At 71.2% G+C, this 21,125-nt stretch carries 22 protein-coding genes; 9 read left to right on the top strand and 13 right to left on the bottom strand.

The features are described 5' to 3' along the window. The first annotated feature begins 56 nt into the window (after positions 1 to 56). The gene (trpD, locus tag DEJ21_RS03145) at positions 57 to 1,112 is read left to right on the top strand and encodes an anthranilate phosphoribosyltransferase (RefSeq protein WP_111030102.1); all 1,056 of its coding nucleotides are present in this window, start codon (positions 57 to 59) and stop codon (positions 1,110 to 1,112) included. Between the two features lie 484 nt (positions 1,113 to 1,596). Here the strand turns inward: trpD and glpK are convergent, their stop codons facing one another. Next, a complete protein-coding gene (gene glpK, locus DEJ21_RS03140; protein WP_071403832.1) occupies positions 1,597 to 3,108 on the bottom strand; it encodes a glycerol kinase GlpK in 1,512 nt (503 codons plus the stop codon). A gap of 83 nt (positions 3,109 to 3,191) precedes the next feature. Then, the gene (locus tag DEJ21_RS03135) at positions 3,192 to 3,917 is read right to left on the bottom strand and encodes an MIP/aquaporin family protein (protein WP_111030103.1); all 726 of its coding nucleotides are present in this window, start codon (positions 3,915 to 3,917) and stop codon (positions 3,192 to 3,194) included. Positions 3,918 to 4,233: 316 nt separating this feature from the next. Here DEJ21_RS03135 and dhaK point away from each other — a divergent pair, with 316 nt between their 5' ends. The 3 genes from dhaK (at position 4,234) to dhaM (ending at position 6,713) form a co-directional block, all read left to right on the top strand. Then, positions 4,234 to 5,235, top strand: a complete 1,002-nt coding sequence (dhaK, locus tag DEJ21_RS03130) for a dihydroxyacetone kinase subunit DhaK (protein ID WP_111223667.1) — start codon at positions 4,234 to 4,236, stop codon at positions 5,233 to 5,235. A 120-nt stretch (positions 5,236 to 5,355) separates the two neighbouring features. Next, on the top strand, positions 5,356 to 5,982 hold the full coding sequence (gene dhaL / locus DEJ21_RS03125) for a dihydroxyacetone kinase subunit DhaL (RefSeq protein ID WP_111223666.1): 627 nt from the start codon (positions 5,356 to 5,358) through the stop codon (positions 5,980 to 5,982). Then, entirely contained in the window at positions 5,979 to 6,713 is a 735-nt protein-coding gene (gene dhaM, locus DEJ21_RS03120; protein ID WP_111223665.1) for a dihydroxyacetone kinase phosphoryl donor subunit DhaM, read from the top strand. The genes dhaL and dhaM overlap by 4 nt, the downstream gene beginning before the upstream one ends. Positions 6,714 to 6,775: 62 nt before the next feature. Here the strand turns inward: dhaM and DEJ21_RS03115 are convergent, their stop codons facing one another. After that, the gene (locus tag DEJ21_RS03115) at positions 6,776 to 7,354 is read right to left on the bottom strand and encodes a TetR/AcrR family transcriptional regulator C-terminal domain-containing protein (RefSeq protein ID WP_111223664.1); all 579 of its coding nucleotides are present in this window, start codon (positions 7,352 to 7,354) and stop codon (positions 6,776 to 6,778) included. 54 nt (positions 7,355 to 7,408) lie between these two features. Between DEJ21_RS03115 and DEJ21_RS03110 the strand changes: the two genes are divergently transcribed. After that, positions 7,409 to 8,629 carry a beta-ketoacyl synthase gene (locus DEJ21_RS03110; protein WP_111223663.1) on the top strand — a complete coding sequence of 407 codons (1,221 nt, stop codon included), beginning with the start codon at positions 7,409 to 7,411 and terminating at the stop codon, positions 8,627 to 8,629. Here the strand turns inward: DEJ21_RS03110 and DEJ21_RS03105 are convergent. Further along, positions 8,616 to 9,449 (bottom strand): helix-turn-helix domain-containing protein, encoded by an 834-nt coding sequence (locus tag DEJ21_RS03105; RefSeq protein WP_181435761.1) that lies wholly within the window; start codon positions 9,447 to 9,449, stop codon positions 8,616 to 8,618. The two genes, DEJ21_RS03110 and DEJ21_RS03105, sit on opposite strands and share 14 nt — an antisense overlap. Before the next feature lie 102 nt (positions 9,450 to 9,551). Between DEJ21_RS03105 and DEJ21_RS03100 the strand changes: the two genes are divergently transcribed. Then, positions 9,552 to 10,232 carry an SDR family NAD(P)-dependent oxidoreductase gene (locus tag DEJ21_RS03100; RefSeq protein ID WP_111223661.1) on the top strand — a complete coding sequence of 227 codons (681 nt, stop codon included), beginning with the start codon at positions 9,552 to 9,554 and terminating at the stop codon, positions 10,230 to 10,232. 31 nt (positions 10,233 to 10,263) lie between these two features. On the opposite strand, the gene DEJ21_RS03095 is transcribed toward DEJ21_RS03100, so the two are convergent. Then, the gene (locus tag DEJ21_RS03095; RefSeq protein WP_111103591.1) at positions 10,264 to 10,704 is read right to left on the bottom strand and encodes a GNAT family N-acetyltransferase; all 441 of its coding nucleotides are present in this window, start codon (positions 10,702 to 10,704) and stop codon (positions 10,264 to 10,266) included. A gap of 166 nt (positions 10,705 to 10,870) precedes the next feature. On the opposite strand from DEJ21_RS03095, the gene DEJ21_RS03090 reads away from it, so the two are divergent. Further along, a complete protein-coding gene (locus tag DEJ21_RS03090; protein ID WP_111223660.1) occupies positions 10,871 to 11,902 on the top strand; it encodes an alcohol dehydrogenase catalytic domain-containing protein in 1,032 nt (343 codons plus the stop codon). Positions 11,903 to 11,917: 15 nt separating this feature from the next. On the opposite strand, the gene DEJ21_RS03085 is transcribed toward DEJ21_RS03090, so the two are convergent. From DEJ21_RS03085 to DEJ21_RS03065, 6 genes are all read right to left on the bottom strand, one after another. Continuing rightward, positions 11,918 to 12,565, bottom strand: coding sequence for a copper resistance CopC family protein (locus tag DEJ21_RS03085; protein WP_111223659.1), 648 nt, complete (start codon positions 12,563 to 12,565; stop codon positions 11,918 to 11,920). A gap of 190 nt (positions 12,566 to 12,755) precedes the next feature. Then, positions 12,756 to 12,911, bottom strand: a complete 156-nt coding sequence (locus DEJ21_RS18100) for a hypothetical protein (protein WP_163343611.1) — start codon at positions 12,909 to 12,911, stop codon at positions 12,756 to 12,758. A 135-nt stretch (positions 12,912 to 13,046) separates the two neighbouring features. Then, positions 13,047 to 13,331, bottom strand: a complete 285-nt coding sequence (locus DEJ21_RS03080; RefSeq protein ID WP_111223658.1) for a DUF4190 domain-containing protein — start codon at positions 13,329 to 13,331, stop codon at positions 13,047 to 13,049. A 123-nt stretch (positions 13,332 to 13,454) separates the two neighbouring features. Next, a complete protein-coding gene (locus DEJ21_RS03075) occupies positions 13,455 to 15,848 on the bottom strand; it encodes an excinuclease ABC subunit UvrA (RefSeq protein WP_111223657.1) in 2,394 nt (797 codons plus the stop codon). Positions 15,849 to 15,939: 91 nt separating this feature from the next. Next, a complete protein-coding gene (locus tag DEJ21_RS03070) occupies positions 15,940 to 16,392 on the bottom strand; it encodes an NUDIX hydrolase (protein WP_111024421.1) in 453 nt (150 codons plus the stop codon). 10 nt (positions 16,393 to 16,402) lie between these two features. Further along, entirely contained in the window at positions 16,403 to 17,164 is a 762-nt protein-coding gene (locus DEJ21_RS03065; protein ID WP_111054243.1) for an SDR family oxidoreductase, read from the bottom strand. A 154-nt stretch (positions 17,165 to 17,318) separates the two neighbouring features. Here DEJ21_RS03065 and DEJ21_RS03060 point away from each other — a divergent pair, with 154 nt between their 5' ends. Beyond that, positions 17,319 to 17,792: an NfeD family protein gene (locus DEJ21_RS03060; RefSeq protein WP_111223656.1), complete on the top strand. Its 474-nt coding sequence runs from the start codon at positions 17,319 to 17,321 to the stop codon at positions 17,790 to 17,792. Between the two features lie 5 nt (positions 17,793 to 17,797). Continuing rightward, a complete protein-coding gene (locus tag DEJ21_RS03055) occupies positions 17,798 to 18,991 on the top strand; it encodes an SPFH domain-containing protein (RefSeq protein ID WP_336620268.1) in 1,194 nt (397 codons plus the stop codon). A 72-nt stretch (positions 18,992 to 19,063) separates the two neighbouring features. On the opposite strand, the gene DEJ21_RS03050 is transcribed toward DEJ21_RS03055, so the two are convergent. Both DEJ21_RS03050 and lnt read right to left on the bottom strand, forming a co-directional pair. Beyond that, a complete protein-coding gene (locus tag DEJ21_RS03050; RefSeq protein WP_027465636.1) occupies positions 19,064 to 19,414 on the bottom strand; it encodes an RNA polymerase-binding protein RbpA in 351 nt (116 codons plus the stop codon). A 110-nt stretch (positions 19,415 to 19,524) separates the two neighbouring features. Continuing rightward, the gene (lnt, locus tag DEJ21_RS03045; protein WP_258374857.1) at positions 19,525 to 21,117 is read right to left on the bottom strand and encodes an apolipoprotein N-acyltransferase; all 1,593 of its coding nucleotides are present in this window, start codon (positions 21,115 to 21,117) and stop codon (positions 19,525 to 19,527) included. Positions 21,118 to 21,125: the final 8 nt, after the last annotated feature.

Raw genomic sequence — 21,125 nt, 5'->3', positions numbered from 1 at the left:
CCGACAGTGTTTTCGCAGGAGACTGGCGGGTCTCTCGAATTCACTACGATCGAGCCATGCCTGACGCACTTTCTTGGCCAGCGGTGATCAGCGCGCTCATGGCGCGCGAGGACCTGACGATCAGGCAATCCACATGGGCCATGGAGGAGATCGTGCACGGGCGCGCCACCCAGGCACAGATCGCAGCCTTCGCCGTGACGCTCCGCGCGAAGGGCGAGACCGTCGACGAGGTCGTCGGGTTCCGCGACGCGATCCTGGACGCCGCTGTTCCGCTCGACGTCGATCCGATGGCGCTCGACATCGTCGGCACCGGCGGCGACGTGGTCGGCACCGTGAACATCTCGACCATGGCGGCCATCGTGATCGCCGCCGCCGGGGTCCCCGTCGTCAAGCACGGCAACAAGGCAAGCTCGTCGAAGTCCGGGTCGAGCGACGTGCTCGCCGCCCTCGGACTCGATCTCACGATGGACGCCGCGCGTGTCGCGGACACCTTCCGGCGTGTCGGGCTGACCTTCGCCTTCGCCAACGCGTTCCACCCCGGTTTCGCCCACGCAGGCCCGGTGCGGCGCGAGATCGGCGTGCCGACGGTGTTCAACTTCCTCGGCCCGCTGGTCAACCCCGCACGGTGCGAGGCCAACGCCGTGGGGGTCGCCCAGCTCGACCTCGTCCCGATCATCACGGGCGTGTTCCAGACGCGCGGAGCGACGGCCCTCGTGTTCCGCGGCGACGACGGACTCGACGAGCTGACCACCACCGGGCACAGCCACATCTGGGAGGTCACGGGCGGCCGCGTCACCGAGCACGACCTCGACCCGCGGGACCTCGGCATCGCCCGGGCACGCACGGAGGACCTGCTCGGCGGCGACCCCGAGCACAACGCCGGCGTCGTCCACCGGGTGCTCGCGGGGGAGACCGGACCCGTCCGCGACATCGTCCTGCTGAACGCCGCGGCCGGCCTCGTCTCGTTCCGGCTGGCACAGGACCCGAACGAGTCCGACCGGCCGATCCTGCAGCGCTTCCGCGAGCAGCTGGTCGTCGCCGCCGAGGCGGTCGACTCCGGTGCCGGTGCGCGCAAACTGGCTGATTGGGTCGGCGCAGCCCCCGCCGCGTAGTCCACGCCGCCCCCGCGCACCGTGCGCGGTGCGTCACCTGGTGCGAGCCTGACGGCTCGGTGCTGCGCCACGAGCGCGCACCCGGCGGTCACCGCTGCACCCGGTGAACAAACGCGCACCGTGCCGTGCCGGCCACCCCGTGCCGGACCGGGGGGCCGTGGCGGGCCCGTCCCGCGCCTCCAGTCCGCACCGTGCGCGGTCCGCGATCCCGTGCCACCCCAGCGCGAGCCGCACCGTGCTCGGTGCGTCACCCGGTGCGAGCCTGACGGCTCGGTGCTGCGCCACGAGCGCGCACCGGGCGGTCACCGCTGCACCCGGTCAACAAGGCCGCACCGTGCTGCGCCGGCAACCACCCGACGACCGGCCGACCGCGACCGACCCGCAGGAGACGCAACACACAGGAGGCCCGGTGCCGGTTCACGGAACCGGCACCGGGCCTCCCGTCGGTGCGTTCAGTGCACGCGGTCAGCGTGCGCGTGCTTCGTTACTGCACGTCCTCGTCGACCCAGTCGAAGGTCTTCGTGACGGCCTTCTTCCACAGGCGGAGCGTGCGCTCACGCTCGGCGGCGTCGAGCTGCGGCTCCCAGCGCTTGTCCTCCTGCCAGTTGGCACGGAGCTCGTCGAGGTTGGCCCAGAAGCCGACCGCGAGACCTGCGGCGTAGGCCGCACCGAGCGCCGTCGTCTCCGCGACGACCGGGCGGACGACCGGCACGTTGAGCATGTCGGCCTGGAACTGCATGAGCTCGCTGTTCGCGGTCATGCCGCCGTCGACCTTGAGCTCGGTCAGGTCCACGCCGGAGTCGGCGTTGACCGCGTCGAGGACCTCGCGGGTCTGCAGCGCCGTCGCCTCGAGGGCAGCACGCGCGATGTGCCCCTTGTTGACGAAGCGGGTGAGGCCGACGATCGCACCGCGGGCATCGGGACGCCAGTACGGCGCGAAGAGCCCGGAGAACGCCGGCACGAAGTACACGCCACCGTTGTCCTCGACGGTCTTGGCCAGGGCCTCGACCTCCGGGGCGCTGCCGATCAGACCGAGGTTGTCGCGGAGCCACTGGATGAGCGAGCCCGTGACGGCGATCGACCCCTCGAGGGCGTAGTGCGTCTCCTGGTCGCCGAGCTTGTAGCCGACGGTGGTGAGCAGGCCGTTCTCGGAGCGGACGATCTCGGTACCGGTGTTGAAGATCAGGAAGTTGCCGGTGCCGTAGGTGTTCTTCGACTCGCCCTGGTCGAACGCGGCCTGACCGAAGGTCGCGGCCTGCTGGTCGCCGAGGATGCCGGCGATCGGGACCTCGCGCAGCAGGCTCGAGGACTCGACGTGGCCGTAGACCTCGGAGGAGCTGACGATCTCGGGGAGCATCGACTTCGGCACGCCGAAGTCGGCGAGGATGTCGTCGCGCCACTGCAGCGTCTCGAGGTCCATGAACAGCGTGCGGGACGCGTTCGTGACGTCGGTCTTGTGCACGCCGCCGTCGATGCCACCGGTCAGGTTCCAGAGGACCCAGGTGTCGGTGGTGCCGAAGAGCAGGTCGCCCGCCTCGGCCTTCTCACGAGCACCCTCGACGTTCTCGAGGATCCACATGATCTTGGTGCCGGCGAAGTAGGTCGCGAGCGGCAGGCCGACGATGGCCTTGTACTTGTCGGTGTCGCCGTCGGCGAGCTTGTCGACGAGCGCCTGCGTGCGGGTGTCCTGCCAGACGATCGCGTTGTAGATCGGCTTGCCGGTGGTCTTGTCCCAGACGACGGCCGTCTCGCGCTGGTTGGTGATGCCGACGGCTGCGACGTCGTGGCGCGTGATGTCGGCACGCGACAGTGCCTGACCGATCACCTCGCGGGTGTTGTCCCAGATCTCGGCGGGGTCGTGCTCGACCCACCCGGCGCGCGGGAAGATCTGCTCGTGTTCCTTCTGCCCGGTCGAGATGATCGAACCGGAGTGGTCGAACACGATTGCTCGGGTCGAGGTCGTGCCCTGGTCGATGGCGACGATGTAGTCGGCCATTGGTGCTCCTTACGGGTGTGTTCGGTGCGGGTGCGTGTTCGGTCGTGCGGAACGGCCGTCCACGCCTTCGGGGTGGGGGTGGGTCAGCTGACGATGGGCAGCAGGGCGACGGACAGGCCGGCGGCGAGGGCGCCACCGATCAGCGGTCCGACGACCGGCACCCAGGCGTAGGCCCAGTCGCTCGAGCCCTTGCCCTTGATGGGCAGGAAGGCGTGCGCGATGCGGGGGCCGAGGTCACGGGCCGGGTTGATGGCGTAGCCGGTGGGGCCACCGAGGCTGACACCGATCGCGATCACGAGGAAGGCGACGGGGATCGCACCGAGCGATGCCGGCGTCTGACCGTTCGAGAACGCGATGACGACGAAGACCAGCACGAAGGTGCCGATGATCTCCGTGACGAGGTTCCAGCCGTACGACCGGATCGCGGGGCCGGTCGAGAAGACGCCGAGCTTGGCGGCCGCGTCGGGCTCCTCATCGAAGTGCTGCTTGTAGGCGAGCCAGACGATGACCGCGCCGATGATCGCGCCGATCAGCTGCGCGAGCCAGTAGAGGAACATCTCGCCGACGGTGATCTTGCCGAGCAGGGCGAGCCCGAGGCTGACCGCGGGGTTGAGCTGACCGCCCGAGCTGTAGGAGACGGTGACACCGGCGAAGACCGCGAAGCCCCAGCCGATGGTGACCATCAGGAACCCGGCTCCGAAGCCCTTCGACTTCGCCAGCGACACGGCGGCGACGACGCCGCCACCCAGGATGATGAGCATCGCCGTACCGACGAGCTCGGACAGGAAATTGACGCCGATGCCGTCCATCGGTGACCTCCAGTGCGTGAGGGTGGGGGTCCGGCCGTGCTGCGCCGCACTCCCCGTTGAGTGATTGAGGCCAACCATAGTGATGCGGTTCACGGCCCGGCGATGAATTCGTGAGCGAAGTGCGGCATCGTGCACGAACGTGCAGGACGAGTGTCCCCAGCACGATCCCGAGCCGGTGGCGCGTCCTCGGCGCACTGCACGAACGTGCATCGGGAGCGGACGGCTGCCCGTGCCGTCGATGTAGATTGGGCCCACTCCGGTCGACGACGCGCGGTGTGACCGCCACGGTTCGACCCCGTACCCGTGGAGGCACCGCATGAAGAAGCTCATCAACGACCCGCAGGCCGTGGTCGAGGAGACCGTCCGGGGCTTCGCCCGGGCACACGCCGGACACGTCGTCCTGGTCGAGGACCCGATCCACCTGCACCGCGCTGACGCACCCGTCGCCGGCAAGGTCGGGATCGTCAGCGGCGGCGGCAGTGGCCACGAGCCGCTGCACGCCGGCTTCGTCGGGTACGGCATGCTCGACGCCGCGGTGCCCGGCCCGGTGTTCACGAGCCCGACGCCCGACCCGATCGTCGCCGCGACGAAGGCCGTCGACGGCGGTGCGGGCGTGCTGCACATCGTGAAGAACTACACCGGCGACGTGCTCAACTTCGAGACGGCCGCCGAGCTCGCGGCGATGGACGACGTCCGCGTCGAGTCCGTCGTGGTGGACGACGACGTCGCGGTGCAGGACTCCCTGTTCACCGCCGGCCGGCGCGGTGTCGCCGGGACCGTCGTGGTGGAGAAGTGCGCCGGCGCCGCCGCCGAGCGCGGGGACGACCTGGACGCGGTCGCCGCCGTGGCCCGGCACGTCAACGACGTCACGCGGTCGATGGGGCTCGCACTGGCATCGGGCACCGTCCCGCACGCGGGGGAGCCGTCGTTCGTCCTGGCCGACGACGAGGTCGAGCTCGGCATCGGCATCCACGGCGAGCCCGGCCGCGAGCGGATCGCGATGGCACCGGCGGACGAGCTCGTCGACCGCGTGCTCGAACCGATCCTGACCGACCTCGACGCCCCGGCCGGTTCGTCGCTGCTGCTCCTGGTGAACGGCATGGGCGGTACCCCGCTGTCCGAGCTCTACATCGCCTACCGACGCGCCGCCGAGGTCCTCTCGGACCGCGGCCACCAGGTCACGCGTAGTTTGGTCGGCGACTACGTCACGTCCCTCGAGATGCAGGGGTTCTCGCTCACCATCACGGTGCTCGACGACGAACTCACGGCCCTCTGGGACGCCCCGGTGGAGACCCCGGCCCTGCGCTGGGGACGCTGACCGACCGCGACCACGGCCGCGACCGCGACTGCAACGGCAAGCGCGACCGACCACGGCCGCTCGACCACCGGACCACGACACCGGGCCCCACCGGGCCGGACACACACGAAGGGAACCGCATTGGCGCTCGACACCGCATGGGCCATCGACTGGGTCCGTCGCACCGCCGCGACGATCGACGAACACCGCGCCGAGCTCGTCACGCTCGACCGTGAGATCGGCGACGGCGACCACGGCGAGAACCTCGACCGCGGGTTCCGGGCCGTGCTCGAGGCCGTCGACTCCGGGTCCTTCGACACCCCGGGTGCCGTGCTCAAGACCGTCGCGACGAAGCTCATCTCGACCGTGGGCGGGGCGGCCGGCCCGCTCTTCGGCACCGCCTACCTGAAGGCGGCGCAGGCCGCCGGTGACGCGGCCGAACTCGACGCGGACACCCTCGTCGCCGTCCTGACCGCCGCCCGCGACGGGGTCGTGTCCCGCGGCAAGGCCGCGGTCGGCGACAAGACGATGGTCGACGCGTGGAGCCCCGCGGTCGACGCCGCAGCAGCGGCCGCCGGTGCCGGCGACGACCCGAAGGCCGTGCTCAGCGCAGCAGCCGACGCCGCCGCGCAGGGTGCGGCGGACACCGAGCCGCTCGTCGCCCACAAGGGCCGCGCGAGCTACCTGGGCGACCGCGCGATCGGCTACCGCGACCCCGGTGCGCAGTCGACCGCGTACATCCTGCGCGCAGCGATGGACGCAGCGTGACCGTCGGCATCCTGGTCGTCTCGCACAGCGCGGCGATCGCGACGGGCACGGTCGAGCTGGCACGGCAGATGGCCGCGGACGTGCCGCTCGTCGCCGCGGGCGGAACGGACGACGGCGGCATCGGCACCTCGTTCGAGGCGATCACCGCCGGCATCGAGGAACTCGCCCAGGCGGACGCCGTCGTGGTCCTGTGCGACCTCGGCTCCGCCTACCTGACGACCGACACCGCGCTCGACTTCCTGGACGACGACGTCCGCGCACGCGTCCACGTGTCGCAGGCCCCGTTGGTCGAGGGAGCGGTGGCAGCCGCGGTCGCCGCCCAGACGGGCGGTGACGCCGACGCGGTGCTGGCCGCCGCAGCGTCGGCCGCGGGTTCCGAGGCGGACGCGAGCACCGCCTCCCGTCCGTCCGGTGACCAGCCTGGAGGCACGGGGCCGGCCGACGGGGCTGCCGCCGTCGACGACGCGGCCGGCTCCGACCGCGTCAGCGCGTCGGTCGAGCTGGTGAACGAGACCGGGCTGCACGCCCGGCCCGCCGCCGAGTTCGTGAAGACGGCGGCGAAGTACGACGCGAGCGTGCACGTCAACGGCGTGGACGCGAAGAGCCTGCTGGCGATCATGGCCCTGGCGCTGCCGAAGGGTGCGACGGTGTCGATCAACGCGACCGGGCAGGACGCGCAGGCCGCGGTCGACGCCCTCGTGGAACTGGTCCGGTCCGGCTTCGGCGAGTGACACCGCCGCCGGGCGAGTGACAGCGCCGCCGGGGGAGACCCCGGCGGCGGTGGCCACCCCGGTCACCCGATCGAGATCGTCCCCGCCAGGTCGAGGTCCGAGGGGCCGCCGGTGACCCCGGCGTCCGCGAGCAGGGTGGCACCGAACACGGCGCTCCAGAACGTGCGGGCGTCCCGGGCGACACCGCTGGGGCTCGTCCAGCCCTGGTCGGCGACGACGCGCTCCAGGTAGCGCTCGGACTGCCGGAAGAGCACGGCGAGCAGCAACCGCACGCGCTCACGCTGCGCCGGGTCGTCCCCGGCGGCCCCGAGCGCGCGGACCACGAGCGGGGTCGACGGCATCGCGAGGGCGGTGCGCGCGAGGACCTGCCGGAACGACTCCGCCGAGCGGGCACGACGGCCGGCCGCCTGCAGTCGCGTGGTGTCGCGGAGGAACAGCGCGAACGCGGCGTCGAGCACCAGGCGGTCCTTCGAGCCGTAGTGGTGCGTGATCTGGTTCGGGTAGACACCCGCGGCCCGGGCGACCTCGCTGACGGTGACGCTCCGAGCGCCCGCGCTGAGCAGTCCGGCCGTCGCGGCGAGGATCCTCGCCCGTGTCGCCGCGCCGCGTGCCGTGCCGGAGCCGTCCACCGTGGTTGCCATGTCGGAATTGTACGTGGTACAACTCCACTTGTTCAACATACAAGAGGAGTTCCCGTGGACATCGTCATCACCGGCTTCGGCGCGGTCTCACCCTTCGGCCACGGCGTCGCGCCGCTCTGGGACGCCCTGGTGGCCGGTCGCTCCGGCGTCCGCGCCCTGCACCGCGACGGAGCGCTCTGGGAACAGGTGCCGATCCGGGTCGGGGCCGATGCCGCACTCGACGCCGAGGGGGCGCTCGGGCGGGTCCGCGCCAATCGCCTGGATCGCAGTCAGCAGCTGGCGCTCGTCGCCGCGGACGAGGCCTGGGCCGACGCCGGTGCCCCCGCGGTGGAGGGCGACCGCCTCGCCGTGGTGATCGGCACCGGGATCGGGGGAGTGGAGACGCTCCTCGACGCCCACGACGTGCTCGGTGCGTCCGGTGCCCGGCGGGTCTCACCGCGCACGGTGCCGATGCTCATGGCGAACGGTGCCGCCGCGCAGATCAGCATCGCCTACGGGGCGCGGGGCGGCGCCTACACGACGGTGTCGGCATGTGCCTCCGGTGCGGAGGCCATCGCCACCGCCGCGCGACTCATCGCCACCGGTGAGGCCGACGTCGTCATCACCGGCGGGACCGAGGCCGCGGTCACCCCGGTGACGATGGCGTCGTTCGCCCAGTCGCAGGCCCTCGCGAAGCCCGACGGCGACGACCCGACGACCCTGTCACGACCGTTCGACGCCGACCGCCGCGGCTTCGTCCTCGGCGAGGGCGCCGGCATCGTCGTGCTCGAACGTGCCGACCACGCCGCCGCCCGGGGTCAGCGGTCGCACGGCACGCTCGCCGGGTGGGGGATCACCTCGGACGCGCACCACATCACCGCACCGCTGGCGGACGGCAGCGAGCAGGAGCGGGCGATGCGCGCCGCGATCCGGATGGCAGGACTCACCGGTGCCGACGTCGACCACGTGAACGCGCACGCGACCGGTACCCCGGTCGGCGACGTCGGCGAGGCGTCCGCCATCAGCCGTGCGGTGGGGACCGGAGCGCTGGTCACCGCTCCGAAGAGCGCGATCGGGCACATGTTCGGCGCTGCCGGCGCGGTCGAGGGGATCCTGACCCTGCGGGCGCTCGAGACCGGGATCGTTCCACCGACCCTGAACCTCGACCGGCTCGACCCCGCGGTTGACCTCGACGTCGTCGCCGGCACAGCCCGGACCGCGCCGCTCCGTGCGGCGCTGAACAACTCGTTCGGGTTCGGCGGTCAGAACGCGTCGCTGGTGTTCACCGCGGCGTGAGCTCCTGCAGGCCGGTGACCCGGAGCAGGTCGAGCTTCGCGGCGTCCTCGGAGCCCGGCACGACCGTGTAGACGACGATCCGCAGGTCACCGCCGGGGACGCTCAGCACGTCGCAGTCGATCTCCACCGGCCCGACCGGCGTGTGCACGACCTTGCGGCTCGCACGGTGCTCGGCGATCCGGCCGGTCTCCCATCGCCGGGCGAACTCGGGGGACTCCCGCAGCAGCCGTTCGACCAGGTCCGCCAGGTCACGGTCCGCCGGGTAGCGCCCGTACGCCTGCCGCAGGTCGGCGGCGAGGTCGCTCGAGAACTCCTCCTGGTGCTCGTCGTCCCAGTCCACCCCGTCGCGCTCCTGCGTGAAGTGCCGCCAGACCAGGTTGCGCTCGAGCCCGACGTACCGCGAGGGGTCGCCGTTCACCGCGGCCCACAACTCGTTCCAGAGCACGATGTCGTGGGTCGCCGTGAACACCGCGAGCGGCACGTCGCCGAGCCGGTCGACCAGCCGCTGCACGCCGGGCGTGATGTGCCGCGGCACCACCTGACGCGACGGCGGGGCAACACCGGCCACCCGGCACAGGTGGTCCCGCTCCTCGGACGACAGCCGGAGCGCCGTCGCGAGGGCACCGAGCAGCTGCGGCGACGGGTTCGTCGCCCGGCCCTGCTCGAGGCGGACGACGTAGTCGACGCTCACGCCCGCCAGCGCGGCGAGCTCCTCGCGACGGAGGCCCGGGGTCCGTCTGCCGGGGCCGGCCGGCAGGCCGACCGCCTCGGGACGCACCCGGTCGCGCCAGGAACGCAACACGTTCGCGAACTCGCTCATGTCCACCATCATCGCCCCGCGCCTCCAGTCCGTCCTGGTACTGCCGGTCCCACCGTCGCACCGTGCCTGGGGGAGCCGGGCCGACGGGGGCAGGCTGGACTCATGACAACGACACTGATCACCGGGGCCAACCGCAGCCTCGGACTCGAGACCGCACGCCGACTGCTCGAAGCCGGCCACACCGTGTACGCCGGCATGCGCGACCCAGCCAGCGGCGACGACGCCCGCGCACTCGGCGCCCACGTCGTGCAGCTGGACGTCACCGACCAGGCCAGCATCGACGCGTCGATCGCGACGATCCCCGAGCTCGACGTCCTCGTGAACAACGCCGGGATCCTCGGCAGCTCGTTCGGGGTCGATGACCTCGACGCGAGCGCGATGGCGACCGTGCTCGACACCAACGTCACCGGCATCGTCCGGGTGACCCAGGCCGCGCTGCCCCTGCTGCGACGTTCGGCGGCACCCGTCATCGTGAACGTCTCGTCGGGGGTGGGGTTCCCGCGCTGGCTGACGACACCGGGACACGACGAGTACGGGGTGCCGGCGGTGCCGTACGCGGCGTCGAAGGCGGCCGTGATCGCGTTGACCGTGCAGTACGCGAAGAACCTGCCCGGCTTCCGGGTGAACGCGAGCGACCCGGGCTACACGGCGACGGAGTTCAACGGGTTCGGCGGGCACCAGACGATCACCGAGGGCACCGACGCCACGGTCATGCTCGCGACGATCGGCACCGACGGGCCGACGGGGGAGTTCCACAACCGCGAGGGCCGCATCGAGTACTGAGGGGCAGCGCTGCGTGTGCGCCCGCGCCCCGTCAGTCGTGCACGTCGGCGCCGAACCCCGGCCCGGGACGCATCATCCAGCCGTCCGGGTCGGGCAGCGGGCGGAACCCGAACCGCTCGTACAGCCCGTGGGCATCCGCGGTGAACAGGGCGAAGCGCTTCAGGCCGAGCGGCTCGACCGCCTCGGTCACGCCGCGCACGAGTGCGACCCCGACGCCGCGGCCCCGGGCGTCGGGGTCCACGAACACGTCGGCGAGCCAGCCGAACGTCACGCCGTCGGTGATCACGCGCGCGTAGCCGAGCTGCTCGCCGGTCGTCGCGTCGTACACGCCGAAGTTCCGGGAGCCGGCGATGATCGCCTCCTGCGTCGCCCGGTCACGGCCGCGGGCCCAGTACGACTCCTCGCTCAGCCAGCGGTGTACGCGGTCGACGTCGAGGTCTTCGGGGTCGGCGGAGAAGCGCAGATCGGTCACGTGACGAGTCAACCGGCGGAGGCGCCTGCGGCGCAACGGCCGATCAGCGTGCGGTGGACCGCTCGGGCGGCCGTCGGCCTGGAGGCCCGTGGAGGCCCCGGCGCGCGGGTCGCCCCGGGCGGTCGGTCGCGATCGTCCGCCGTCCGGCGTCTGTCAGGATGGCCGCATGCGCGCCGTCCAGTACGACCAGTTCGGTTCCGTCCCCTCGATCGTCGACCTGCCGGAACCGGTCGCACCCGACCACGGCGTCGTCGTCCGGGTGGCTGCCACCGGCGTCTGCCGCAGTGACTGGCACGCCTGGAAGGGCCACGACGACTCCGTCCGGCTGCCGCACGTGCCCGGCCACGAGTTCGCCGGCGTCGTCGCGTCGATCGGCACGGGCGTCCAGCGCTTCGCCGTGGGTGACCGGGTGACGGCACCGTTCGTGTTCGCATGCGGGACCTGCGCCGAGTGCCTCGACGGCGCCACCCAGGTGTGCACCGCCCAGCAGCAGCCCGGGTTCGACCTGCAGGGCTCGTACGCGGACTCCCTGGTCGTCCCGCACGCCGACCTGAACCTCGTCGCGCTGCCCGATGCCGTGGACTTCGCGGTGGCGGCGGCGCTCGGCTGCCGATTCGGCACCGCGTTCCACGCCCTGCACGCCCGAGGGTGCGTCGCCGCAGGGGAGTGGGTCGTGGTCTACGGCTGCGGGGGAGTCGGGCTCTCCGCGGTCATGGTCGCCGTTGCCGCCGGCGCGCACGTCGTCGCCGTCGACGTCTCCGCGGCAGCACTCGAACGCGCCGCCGCCCTGGGCGCCGACACCGTGCTGATGGACGCCGATGTCGTCACGACGGTCCGGTCCCGCACGGGTGGCGGAGCGCAGGTCTCGCTCGACGCCTACGGCAGCCGTGCGACCTCGGTCGCCGCCGTGGCATCCCTGCGTCCGCGCGGCCGGCACGTGCAGGTCGGGCTGCTCCTCGACGACGAAGCCGCTCCGGCGATCCCGATGGGCCGGGTCATCGCGGACGAACTCGAACTGCTCGGCAGCCACGGCGCAGCGGTCGGGGAGTACGGCGCGATGCTCGACGCCATCGTGGCCGGACGACTGCGTCCTGAGCAGACGATCGGCCGCACGATCGGCTTCGACGATCTGCCCGAGGCGCTCGTCGCGATGGACCGACCGGCAACGTCGTCGGGGATGACCGTGGCGGTGTTCTGAGGCTCGAGCGTCCCGTCAGCCCTCGGTCCGCGCGTCGGCGCCCTGGCGGATGCGGAGCACGACCGCACCGATGACGAGCACTGCCAGGATCCCGACGACCCCGAACAGGAGTGCCGGGCCGCCGTGGCCGTGCGCGTGCGTTCCGGCACCCGTGTTCGGTGCGGCTCCCGCTGCCGCTGCCGCTGCCGACGGTTCCGAGGATGATGTGGGCGCGGCCGTCGGGCTCGTCGTCGTGGGTGGAACGGTCGGAGATGCGGCCGGTTCCACCGAGAACGCGAGCTGCCCCTCGATGGGATGGCTGTCGGGGGAGACGTACCGCCAGACGACGGTGTGGGGGCCGGGGGAGAGCGACACCGCCTTCGACATCGTGGTGCCCTCGACGGTCACCGCTCCGGAGGACTCGTCGGTGCCGCCGCCGTCGCGGACCTCGATGCGCAGACCGGCTTCGAGCCCGGCAAGCGGCGCCTCGCTGAAGGTGAGTGTCACTCGCTCAAGGTCGGCAGCCACCGTGGCGCCGTCCGCCGGATCACTCGAGGTCAGTGCTGCGTGCGCCGACGCAGGTGTCGTCCCGATCAGCACGAGGAACGCGGACAGGGCGACGGCGAACAGGACCCGGGGCGTCACGGTCCGTGAGCGGCGTTGGTCATCTCGGTGATCGTGCACGCGTCCACGCTAGGGAAGCGATGTCGAGCGTCCCGTCAGCCGAGCGGGCAGGGCAGGAACGCCTGAGTGACATAAGCCTGAGTTGACATAATATGCATTATCGGCGCAACGACTGACACGGTTCGTGAGCAGAAAAGGTCGAGTCCGCTGCACGGACTCGACCTCTTCTGCTCACTGGATGACGACGGTGTCAGTCGGCGGGCTTCGTCGGGACGTCGTCGGCGTCGATCTCGAGCGCCGCCGGCTCGCCGCCCTGTTCTTCCAGGGTGTCCTGGTCGGTGTCGGGTTGCTCCGGCGACTCGCTCTGGGTGGTCTCTTCGGCTGGGTCAGGCTGGCTGTAGCTCATGCGCCGGACGGTACGCCCGCGTTCCTGAACAGCTGCAAGCTCGGCGCCCGAGACGCTTGGTGAGCAGCAATGGTCGAGTCCATCCGCTGGACTCGACCATTGCTGCTCACGATGCGGGCAGGACCCGGATGAACGTCAGTTGTTGATCATCTGCGTCGCGACGACCGCGCCGATGATCATGAAGATGATCGCGACGATGATGGCGATGACGCTGAGGACGATGCCGGCGAGCACCATTCCACGGCTGCCAACCGCGCGCCGACGCGCGACGAAGCCGAGCACCAGGCCGATGATGCCGGCGATGAGCCCGACGATCGAGAACAGGAACGCAAAGACGACGCCGATGATGCCGAGGACGAGCGAGCCGACGGCGATTCCGTTGCCGCTGTTGGTCGCGGGCGCGTTGCCGGGGTTGGACATGGTGGAGCTCCTTCTGGTCAGGACGCCGATCCAGGCCGGGTAGCCGATCGTGAGCGTCGGTCAGTACGGTAGTCCTCGTACACGGCTCATGCCCAGATTCGCCGCCCGAGTCTGTCCCCCGGCTCAGGCTCCGACGTACGCAGCCAGGTGCTGCCCGGTCAGCGTCGACCGCGCCGCCACGAGTTCAGCGGGCGTCCCCTCGAACACGATCCGTCCACCGTCGTGCCCGGCCCCCGGCCCGAGGTCGATGATCCAGTCGGCGTTCGCCATCACGGCCTGGTGGTGCTCGATCACGACGACCGTCCGGCCGGCGTCGACGAGCCGGTCGAGCAGGCCGAGCAACTGGTCGACGTCGGCCAGGTGCAGGCCCGCGGTCGGCTCGTCGAGCACCACCACGCCGCCCCGGTCACCGAGGTGCGTCGCGAGCTTGAGCCGCTGCCGCTCTCCCCCGGACAACGTGGTGAGCGGCTGTCCGATCGCCAGGTAGCCGAGCCCCACGTCTGCGAGCCGGGCGAGGATCGTGTGGGCCGCCGGCAGTGCGGACTCCCCCGCCGCGAAGAACGCGAGCGCGTCGGCGACGGACATGCCGAGGACCTCGCTGATGTCCTTCCCGCCCAGGTGGTACCCGAGCACGGACTGGTCGAACCGCTTGCCGTCGCACTCGACACAGGGGCTCGCGACGCCCGCCATCATGCCGAGGTCGGTGTACACGACACCGGCACCGTTGCACGCCGGGCAGGCGCCCTCGGAGTTGGCGCTGAACAGTGCGGGCTTGACGCCGTTGGCCTTCGCGAACGCCTTGCGGATCGGCTCGAGCAGGCCGGTGTACGTCGCCGGGTTGCTCCGCCGTGACCCACGGATCCCGCTCTGGTCGATGGCGACCACGTCGTCGCGCCGGGCCAGCGATCCGTGGATGAGCGTGCTCTTGCCCGAGCCGGCGACCCCCGTGACGACGGTGAGCACCCCGGTCGGGACGTCCACGTCGACGTCGTGCAGGTTGTGGGCCGAAGCGCCGCGGATCTCGATCGCCCCGTCCGGACGACGGACCTCGGACTTCACGGTCACGCGGTCGTCCAGGTGCCGACCGGTCACGGTCCCGCTGGCACGCAGCCCGTCGACGGACCCCTGGTAGCAGAGCGTCCCACCGCCGGAACCGGCACCGGGTCCGAGGTCGACGACGTGGTCGGCGATCGCGATGACCTCGGGTTTGTGCTCGACGACCAGGACGGAGTTGCCCTTGTCGCGCAGCCGGACGAGCAGCTCGTTCATCCGCTCGATGTCGTGCGGGTGCAGCCCCGTGCTCGGCTCGTCGAAGACGTAGGTGACGTCGCTGAGCGAGGAGCCCAGGTGCTTCACCATCTTCACGCGCTGCCCCTCTCCCCCGGACAGCGTGCCGGTCGGGCGGTCGAGCGACAGGTAGCCGAGTCCGATCTCGACGAAGGACTCGAGCAGGTCACGGAGTCCCTCGAGCAACGGCCCGACCCCCGGTTCGTCCAGGCCCCGCAGCCAGGCGACGGCGTCGGTGATCTGCATCGCGCAGACGTCGGCGATGCTGCGGCCCGCGATCTTCGACGAGCGGGCGGTGTCGTTCAACCGGGTCCCGTCGCACGCCGGACACGTCGTGAAGGTCACTGCACGGTCGACGAACGCCCGGATGTGCGGCTGCATCGCCTCGCGGTCCTTCTGCAGGAACGAGCGGCGGACCCGGTGCACGAGCCCCTCGTAGGTCATGTTGATGCCGGCGATCTTCTGCTTCGTCGGCTCGCGGTACAGGAAGTCCTGCCGCTCCTGCTCGGTGAAGTCGCGGATCGGGGTGTCCCGGTCGAAGTAGCCCGACTCGGCGTACAGCCGCACGTTCCACCCGTCGGTCCCGTACCCGGGGATCGTGAGCGCGCCGTCCCCGAGCGACTTCGTGTCGTCGAACAGCTGTGTCAGGTCGATGTCGTTCACCAGCCCCCGGCCCTCGCAGTCCGCGCACATGCCGCCGAGCCGCGTGAACGAGACCTTCTGGGCCTTCGCGTCCGCACCCTTCTGCACCGTGATCGCTCCCCCGGCCGTCACGGTGGCGAGGTTGAACGAGAACGCGTTCGGTCCCCCGATGTGCGGCTGACCGAGTCGGCTGAACAGCACGCGCAGCATCGCGTTCGCGTCCGTGGCGGTGCCGACGGTGGAGCGCGGGTCGGCGCCGATGCGCTCCTGGTCGACGACGATCGCGGTGGTCAGGCCGTCCAGCAGGTCGACGTCCGGGCGCGCGAGCGAGGGCATGAACCCCTGCACGAACGCGCTGTAGGTCTCGTTGATCATCCGCTGCGACTCGGCGGCGACGGTGCCGAACACGAGCGAGCTCTTGCCCGAGCCGGAGACCCCGGTGAACACCGTGAGCCGCCGCTTCGGCAGGTCCACGTCGACGTCGCGCAGGTTGTTCGCGCGGGCACCGCGCACCCGGATCCGGTCGTGCCGGTCAGCAGGGTGCGCGTCGGCGCCCGTGGGGTCGTCGTCGACCGGATCGGTGTGCATGCGGGTCAGCGTACCGACGGGAGGCCCGTGGCGGGGCCGCCACGGCCCTCCCGTCCGGTCCTGGGTCGGCCGTCAGGCCGTGGTGCGGTGTTCAGGCGCCGTGTCGGCGCACCAGGTCCGGCAGCTCGGCGGGTTCGAACTCCTCGTCGGTCGCCTCGAGCTCGTCGGCGGTCCACCACCGCGAGGCGAGGATGTCGACGCGCTCGTCGTCGGTCCACTCGGCGTCCGACAGCTCGAAGCCGGGCGTGCGGACGACGTAGAACTCGGCGTGCCCGCGGTCGTGGTCGGCGAGGTCCCACTCGACCGTGAAGTCCCAGGACCACACCGGCTCGCCGGGTTCGTCGATGACGATCCCGGTCTCCTCGCGCAGCTCGCGGATCGCGGCGTCGCGGTGGGACTCCCCCGGGTCGACCCCACCACCCGGCGTGATCCAGCGGTGGGCACCGTCCGACGAGGGCGAATTCGTGTCCATCAGGAACACGCGGCCCTCGGGGTCGAGCAGCAGGATGCGGGAGGTGCGGCGCAGGCCGGGCTTGGCGGTCACCCGCCCGACGTTAGCCGACGAAGCCGCTGACGTCGCCGACCAGCTTGGTGTGGTCGGCGGGGATCGGCTCGACGGCGGCCAGGGCGATCTCGGCCGCGAACTCGGACACGCTGTAGAGCTTGCCGACCTCCTGCCGACGACCCTCGATCGCGCCGGGGTTCAGGCGGTTCAGCAGCGTCGCGGTGATCGTGCCCTCGATCATGTCGCCGGAGACGACGACGAACTCGATACCGGCGGCCTCGAGCTGCGGGATGAGCTCACGGAGGGCGAGTTCTCCGGCGCGCTTGCTCTTGGCGACCGGGACGTACTCGTCCATCGTCTCGGCGGTCTCGACGAAGTGGGCCTGGTGGCTCGTGACGAACACCACACGGGACCCTGCGGGCATGTGCGGCACGGCGGTCTGCAGCATGTCGACCTGGGCGTCGCGGTTCAGGCGGAGCGCGTAGTCCTCGCCGACGCCGGACTCCATTCCGCCCGACGCGTTGAGCACGAGCAGGTCGATGCCGCCCCACTCCTGGACGACGGTGTCGACGAGGGTCTGCACGGAGTCGTGCTCGGTGAGGTCGGCGCCGACGGCCAGGGCGGAGCCGCCCGCCTCGACGATCTTCTCGGCGATCTGCTCCGCGCGCTTGGCCTTGTTGCGGTAGTTCACGACGACCTTCGCACCGGCCTCGGCGAGGTACCCGACGGTGTCGGCGCCGATGCCACGGGACGAACCGGTGACGACGGCGCGCTTGTCGGTGAGGGATCCGGGGGCGAGGGGGTTGCTCACAGTCGTGTTCTCCAGGTCTGGTTCCGGCCGGTCGGGCGCACCGAGCCTACCAATCGCCTGCACGACCGTCGGACGGCCCTGATATGTTGAACGGAGTTGTACCGGCTGTCGCGACGCAGCGAGCCGCCGCGCGCGACCGAGGGAGGGAGATCGCGTGAACGGAATCGATTGGATCCAGAGCACCGTCTGGATCGGCCTGGTGTTGCTCCTGGGCGTGGTCGAGATCTTCACCCTCGACTTCATCTTCATCATGCTCGCGGCGGGTGCCGCCGGCGGGTTGATCGCCGCACTGCTCGGCGCCCCGTGGTGGCTGTCCGCCATCGTCGCCGCGGTGGCCGCCCTCGTGCTGCTGTCGCTCGTCCGACCGCGACTGCTCGTCGCGCTCGGCCGCGGCGCCGACCCGCACCGCACCAACGTCGAGGGCCTCATCGGGCTCGCCGGCACGGTCGCGGTCGCCTTCACCTCCTCCAGTCCTGGTCAGGTGCGCCTGGCCAACGGCGAGACCTGGAGTGCACGGTTCGCCGCGGACTCCGTCGACCGCACACCGCCACTCGGGACCCCCGTGGTCGTCGAGTCGATCGAGAGGTCGACCGCGGTCGTGCGCCTCGCAGAAAGGGCCACCTCGTGACCAGCATCTCCCCGGGGACGATCGCACTGCTCGTGCTCGTCCTCGTCGTCGTCATCTTCGTGATCGTCGTCCTGGCGAAGGCGATCCGGATCGTCCCGCAGGCCACCGCGGGCGTCGTCGAACGACTCGGCAAGTACCACAAGACCCTCAACCCGGGCTTGAACCTCCTCGTGCCGTTCATCGACCGCCTGCGGCCGCTGCTCGACATGCGTGAGCAGGTCGTCTCGTTCCCGCCGCAGCCCGTGATCACCGAGGACAACCTGGTGGTCTCGATCGACACGGTCGTCTACTTCCAGGTGACCGACGCCCGCGCCGCGACGTACGAGATCGCGAACTACCTCGGCGCCGTCGAGCAGCTCACCACCACCACGCTCCGCAACGTCGTCGGTGGCCTGAACCTCGAAGAGGCACTGACCAGCCGCGACAACATCAACGGCCAGCTCCGCGTCGTCCTCGACGAAGCCACGGGCAAGTGGGGCATCCGCGTCGGCCGAGTCGAGCTCAAGGCGATCGAGCCGCCCGTGTCCATCCAGGACGCCATGGAGCAGCAGCTCCGTGCTGAGCGCAGCCGACGTGCCGCGATCCTCCAGGCCGAGGGCACCAAGCAGTCCCAGATCCTCGAGGCCGAGGGACAGCGACAGGCAGCGATCCTGGCCGCCGAGGGTGACGCCAAGGCACAGGTGCTCCGTGCCGAGGGTGAAGCCCAGGCCATCGCGACCGTGTTCGAGGCCATCCACACCGGTGACCCGGACGAGAAGCTGCTGTCCTACCAATACCTGCAGACCCTGCCGAAGATCGCCGAGGGCACGTCGAACAAGCTCTGGATGATCCCGAGCGAGTTCACCGAGGCACTGTCCGGCATCGCGAAGGGCTTCAGCGCCAGCCGTGGTGGCGGCGCTGGTCCGGTCGCCGGCGGTGCTGGAGGCACGGACTTCCTGTCCCGCATCTCCAAGCTCGCGAACGAGAGCCTGGCGAACACCGCAGCCGCGGACACCACGATGCCGCGTGCGGACGCCACCGCCGCGGACATCGTTCCCGAGTCCGACCTCGACGCACGCCTGGCCGAGTCGAACCGCAGTGTCGACGCACACCTCGCGGCGGCCGACGACGCGACCGCTGAACAGGTCGCCGACACTCCGCCCACGCCGGGCGACGATGCCTCCGGTCACCGCACCAGCGACGGCTCCGGTCGGCGCTGACGCTCCGGCACCAACGAACGACGACGCCCGCCCCGGGGAACCGGGGCGGGCGTCGTCGTGTGTTCGGTGGTGTCAGGCGCCGCGTCGTGCGCGGAGGACCTGCAGGCGCTCTTCGAGGAGCTCCTCGAGTTCCTCGCGCGAGCGGCGCTCGAGCAGCATGTCCCAGTGGGTACGGGGTGCCTTCACGTCCTCTTCGGCGACCTCGACGGGGATCCCGTCGTCGCCGAGCAGGCGGCCCTCGCGACCGGAGCGCGGCTCCGACCAGGTCTGGGGGACGTCCGCATCGGCCGAGAAGACGATGTCGAACGTCTCACCCGAATCCGTCTGGTAGACCGCGCGCTTGCGATCTGAGAGCTCGACGCCCTCTTCGCTCTGGAGACTCTGACTCCCGAGCCGCATGCCGCGGAGACTCCGATCAGCCATGTGTGTGCTCCTCTCGCTCGTCTGCCCTCCACAACACTGTCCCACGCCCCATCAATCCCGTACCGGTGCATTCACAGTCCGTTCCCAGTGGCTGGGCGCGGCGGGCCCGATCAGGAGCGGGTGCGACGGCTCCAGGGCGCGCAGGCGAGGAGCACGAGGAGCCCGCCGAGGGAGAGCAGGAGCGTGATCGAGCCGGACAGGATCGACGCCGGGGTGGTGGACGTGCCGAGCGGTACGTCGGTCACCATCGACGTCGCGGTGTACTCCGGCACCCGGTCGATCGTGCGCCCGCTCGGGTCGATGACCTGCGACGCTCCGACGGTCGAGATGTTCACGAGCGACCGGCCGGTCTCGATGGCCCGCATCCGCGCGATCTCGAGCTGCTGCAGGTTCTCGTCGGTGCCCGAGAAGTCGGCGTTGTTCGTCTGCGCGAGGATCACCTGCGCTCCCCCGCGCACCATGTCGGCGGTCAGCCCGTCGTCGACGATGTCGAAGCAGATCGAGATGCCGGCACGGATGCCCGCGACGGAGAGCACGTTCGGCTTCGTCCCCGGCGTGTAGTCGCGCTGCAGCAGGCCGATCAGCGACGGCGCGAGCTTGGAGTAGAACCAGCGGTCGGGCACGTACTCGCCGAACGGCACCGGGCGCTTCTTGTCGTAGGACGACTGCCAGCCGTCGGCGGTCCACACGAACGACGTGTTGTGCAGTACCCCCGACGGGGTCTGCGTGATGGCACCCGCGACGATCGGAGCGTCGAGCGAGTCGACCACCGAGTCGAGGGCGGACGCGATGACCGGCTGCTGACGCGGGTCGTACTCCGCACCGGCCTCGGGCCAGACGACCAGGTCCACACCCTTCGCGTCCACGTCCGTCGCCGCGACCTGCGCCGCCAGGACGTCACCGGGCTCCGCACGGTCGAAGTACCCTGCGGGACCGTTGCCCTGCACCGCCTCGACCCGGATCGTGCCGCTCGCCGCCGTCGGCCACGCCGGCACGGCCAGGACCGCCGCGACGAGCAGACCCGCCGTCGCCACCCGCACCGGCAGCCGGAGCGTGCCGCCCGGCACACGGGGTGCCACGAGCGCAAGCGACACCACGACCGCGACGCAGTACACGACGATGAACGTCAGCCCGAGGACGCCGACGTACGCGGCCAGGTGCGTGAACGGCCCCTGCGACTGTGACAGGCCGACCCGCCCCCAGGCGAAACCACCGTACGGCCAGCTCCCCGAGAACCACTCGCGTCCGGTCCAGAGTGCGGCGACGACGGCCGGGAGGCCCCACACGCGTCCGGCGGTCGAGGGCACCACTCGGGCGACCCAGCGGTACGCCAGGGCGATGGCGACGCTGCCGAGCGCGAAGAACGCGGCTTCGAGCAGGCCGAGTGCGAACCACGGGACCGGGCCCAGGTAGCGACCGGCCCACGAGATGGCGGGGATCCAGAACGCCGCGCCGGCGAGGTAGCCGATCCACGCCGCACGCCGCGCTCGCTGCCCCATCACCGCGAGCAGCATGCAGGCGAGTGCCGGGTAGGCGAGGAACCACCACCCGGGCGACGGGAACGCGAGGGCGAAGAGGATCCCGCCGATGACGGCCAACGGCACCGCGGTGCCCAGCGGCAACGCGGCGAACGGGCCGGTCGCGACCGCCCCGCGGCCGACGCGAGCGGGCAGCCCGCGCACACTGGTCTCCGGAACCGGCACCGGGCCTC

It is taken from the genome of Curtobacterium sp. MCSS17_006 (assembly GCF_003234215.1).
In the GTDB taxonomy this organism is placed as follows: domain Bacteria; phylum Actinomycetota; class Actinomycetes; order Actinomycetales; family Microbacteriaceae; genus Curtobacterium; species Curtobacterium flaccumfaciens.
This window is presented reverse-complemented; position numbering and strand designations above follow the sequence as displayed.

What these genes read in the sequence shown, in the direction of transcription:
- trpD (WP_111030102.1), top strand. Translation starts at nt 57, where the DNA reads ATGCCTGACGCACTTTCTTGGCCAGCGGTGATCAGCGCGCTCATGGCG.
- glpK (WP_071403832.1), bottom strand. Translation starts at nt 3,108, where the DNA reads ATGGCCGACTACATCGTCGCCATCGACCAGGGCACGACCTCGACCCGA.
- DEJ21_RS03135 (WP_111030103.1), bottom strand. Translation starts at nt 3,917, where the DNA reads ATGGACGGCATCGGCGTCAATTTCCTGTCCGAGCTCGTCGGTACGGCG.
- dhaK (WP_111223667.1), top strand. Translation starts at nt 4,234, where the DNA reads ATGAAGAAGCTCATCAACGACCCGCAGGCCGTGGTCGAGGAGACCGTC.
- DEJ21_RS03115 (WP_111223664.1), bottom strand. Translation starts at nt 7,354, where the DNA reads ATGGCAACCACGGTGGACGGCTCCGGCACGGCACGCGGCGCGGCGACA.
- DEJ21_RS03105 (WP_181435761.1), bottom strand. Translation starts at nt 9,449, where the DNA reads ATGAGCGAGTTCGCGAACGTGTTGCGTTCCTGGCGCGACCGGGTGCGT.
- DEJ21_RS03100 (WP_111223661.1), top strand. Translation starts at nt 9,552, where the DNA reads ATGACAACGACACTGATCACCGGGGCCAACCGCAGCCTCGGACTCGAG.
- DEJ21_RS03090 (WP_111223660.1), top strand. Translation starts at nt 10,871, where the DNA reads ATGCGCGCCGTCCAGTACGACCAGTTCGGTTCCGTCCCCTCGATCGTC.
- DEJ21_RS18100 (WP_163343611.1), bottom strand. Translation starts at nt 12,911, where the DNA reads ATGAGCTACAGCCAGCCTGACCCAGCCGAAGAGACCACCCAGAGCGAG.
- DEJ21_RS03080 (WP_111223658.1), bottom strand. Translation starts at nt 13,331, where the DNA reads ATGTCCAACCCCGGCAACGCGCCCGCGACCAACAGCGGCAACGGAATC.
- DEJ21_RS03075 (WP_111223657.1), bottom strand. Translation starts at nt 15,848, where the DNA reads ATGCACACCGATCCGGTCGACGACGACCCCACGGGCGCCGACGCGCAC.
- DEJ21_RS03050 (WP_027465636.1), bottom strand. Translation starts at nt 19,414, where the DNA reads ATGGCTGATCGGAGTCTCCGCGGCATGCGGCTCGGGAGTCAGAGTCTC.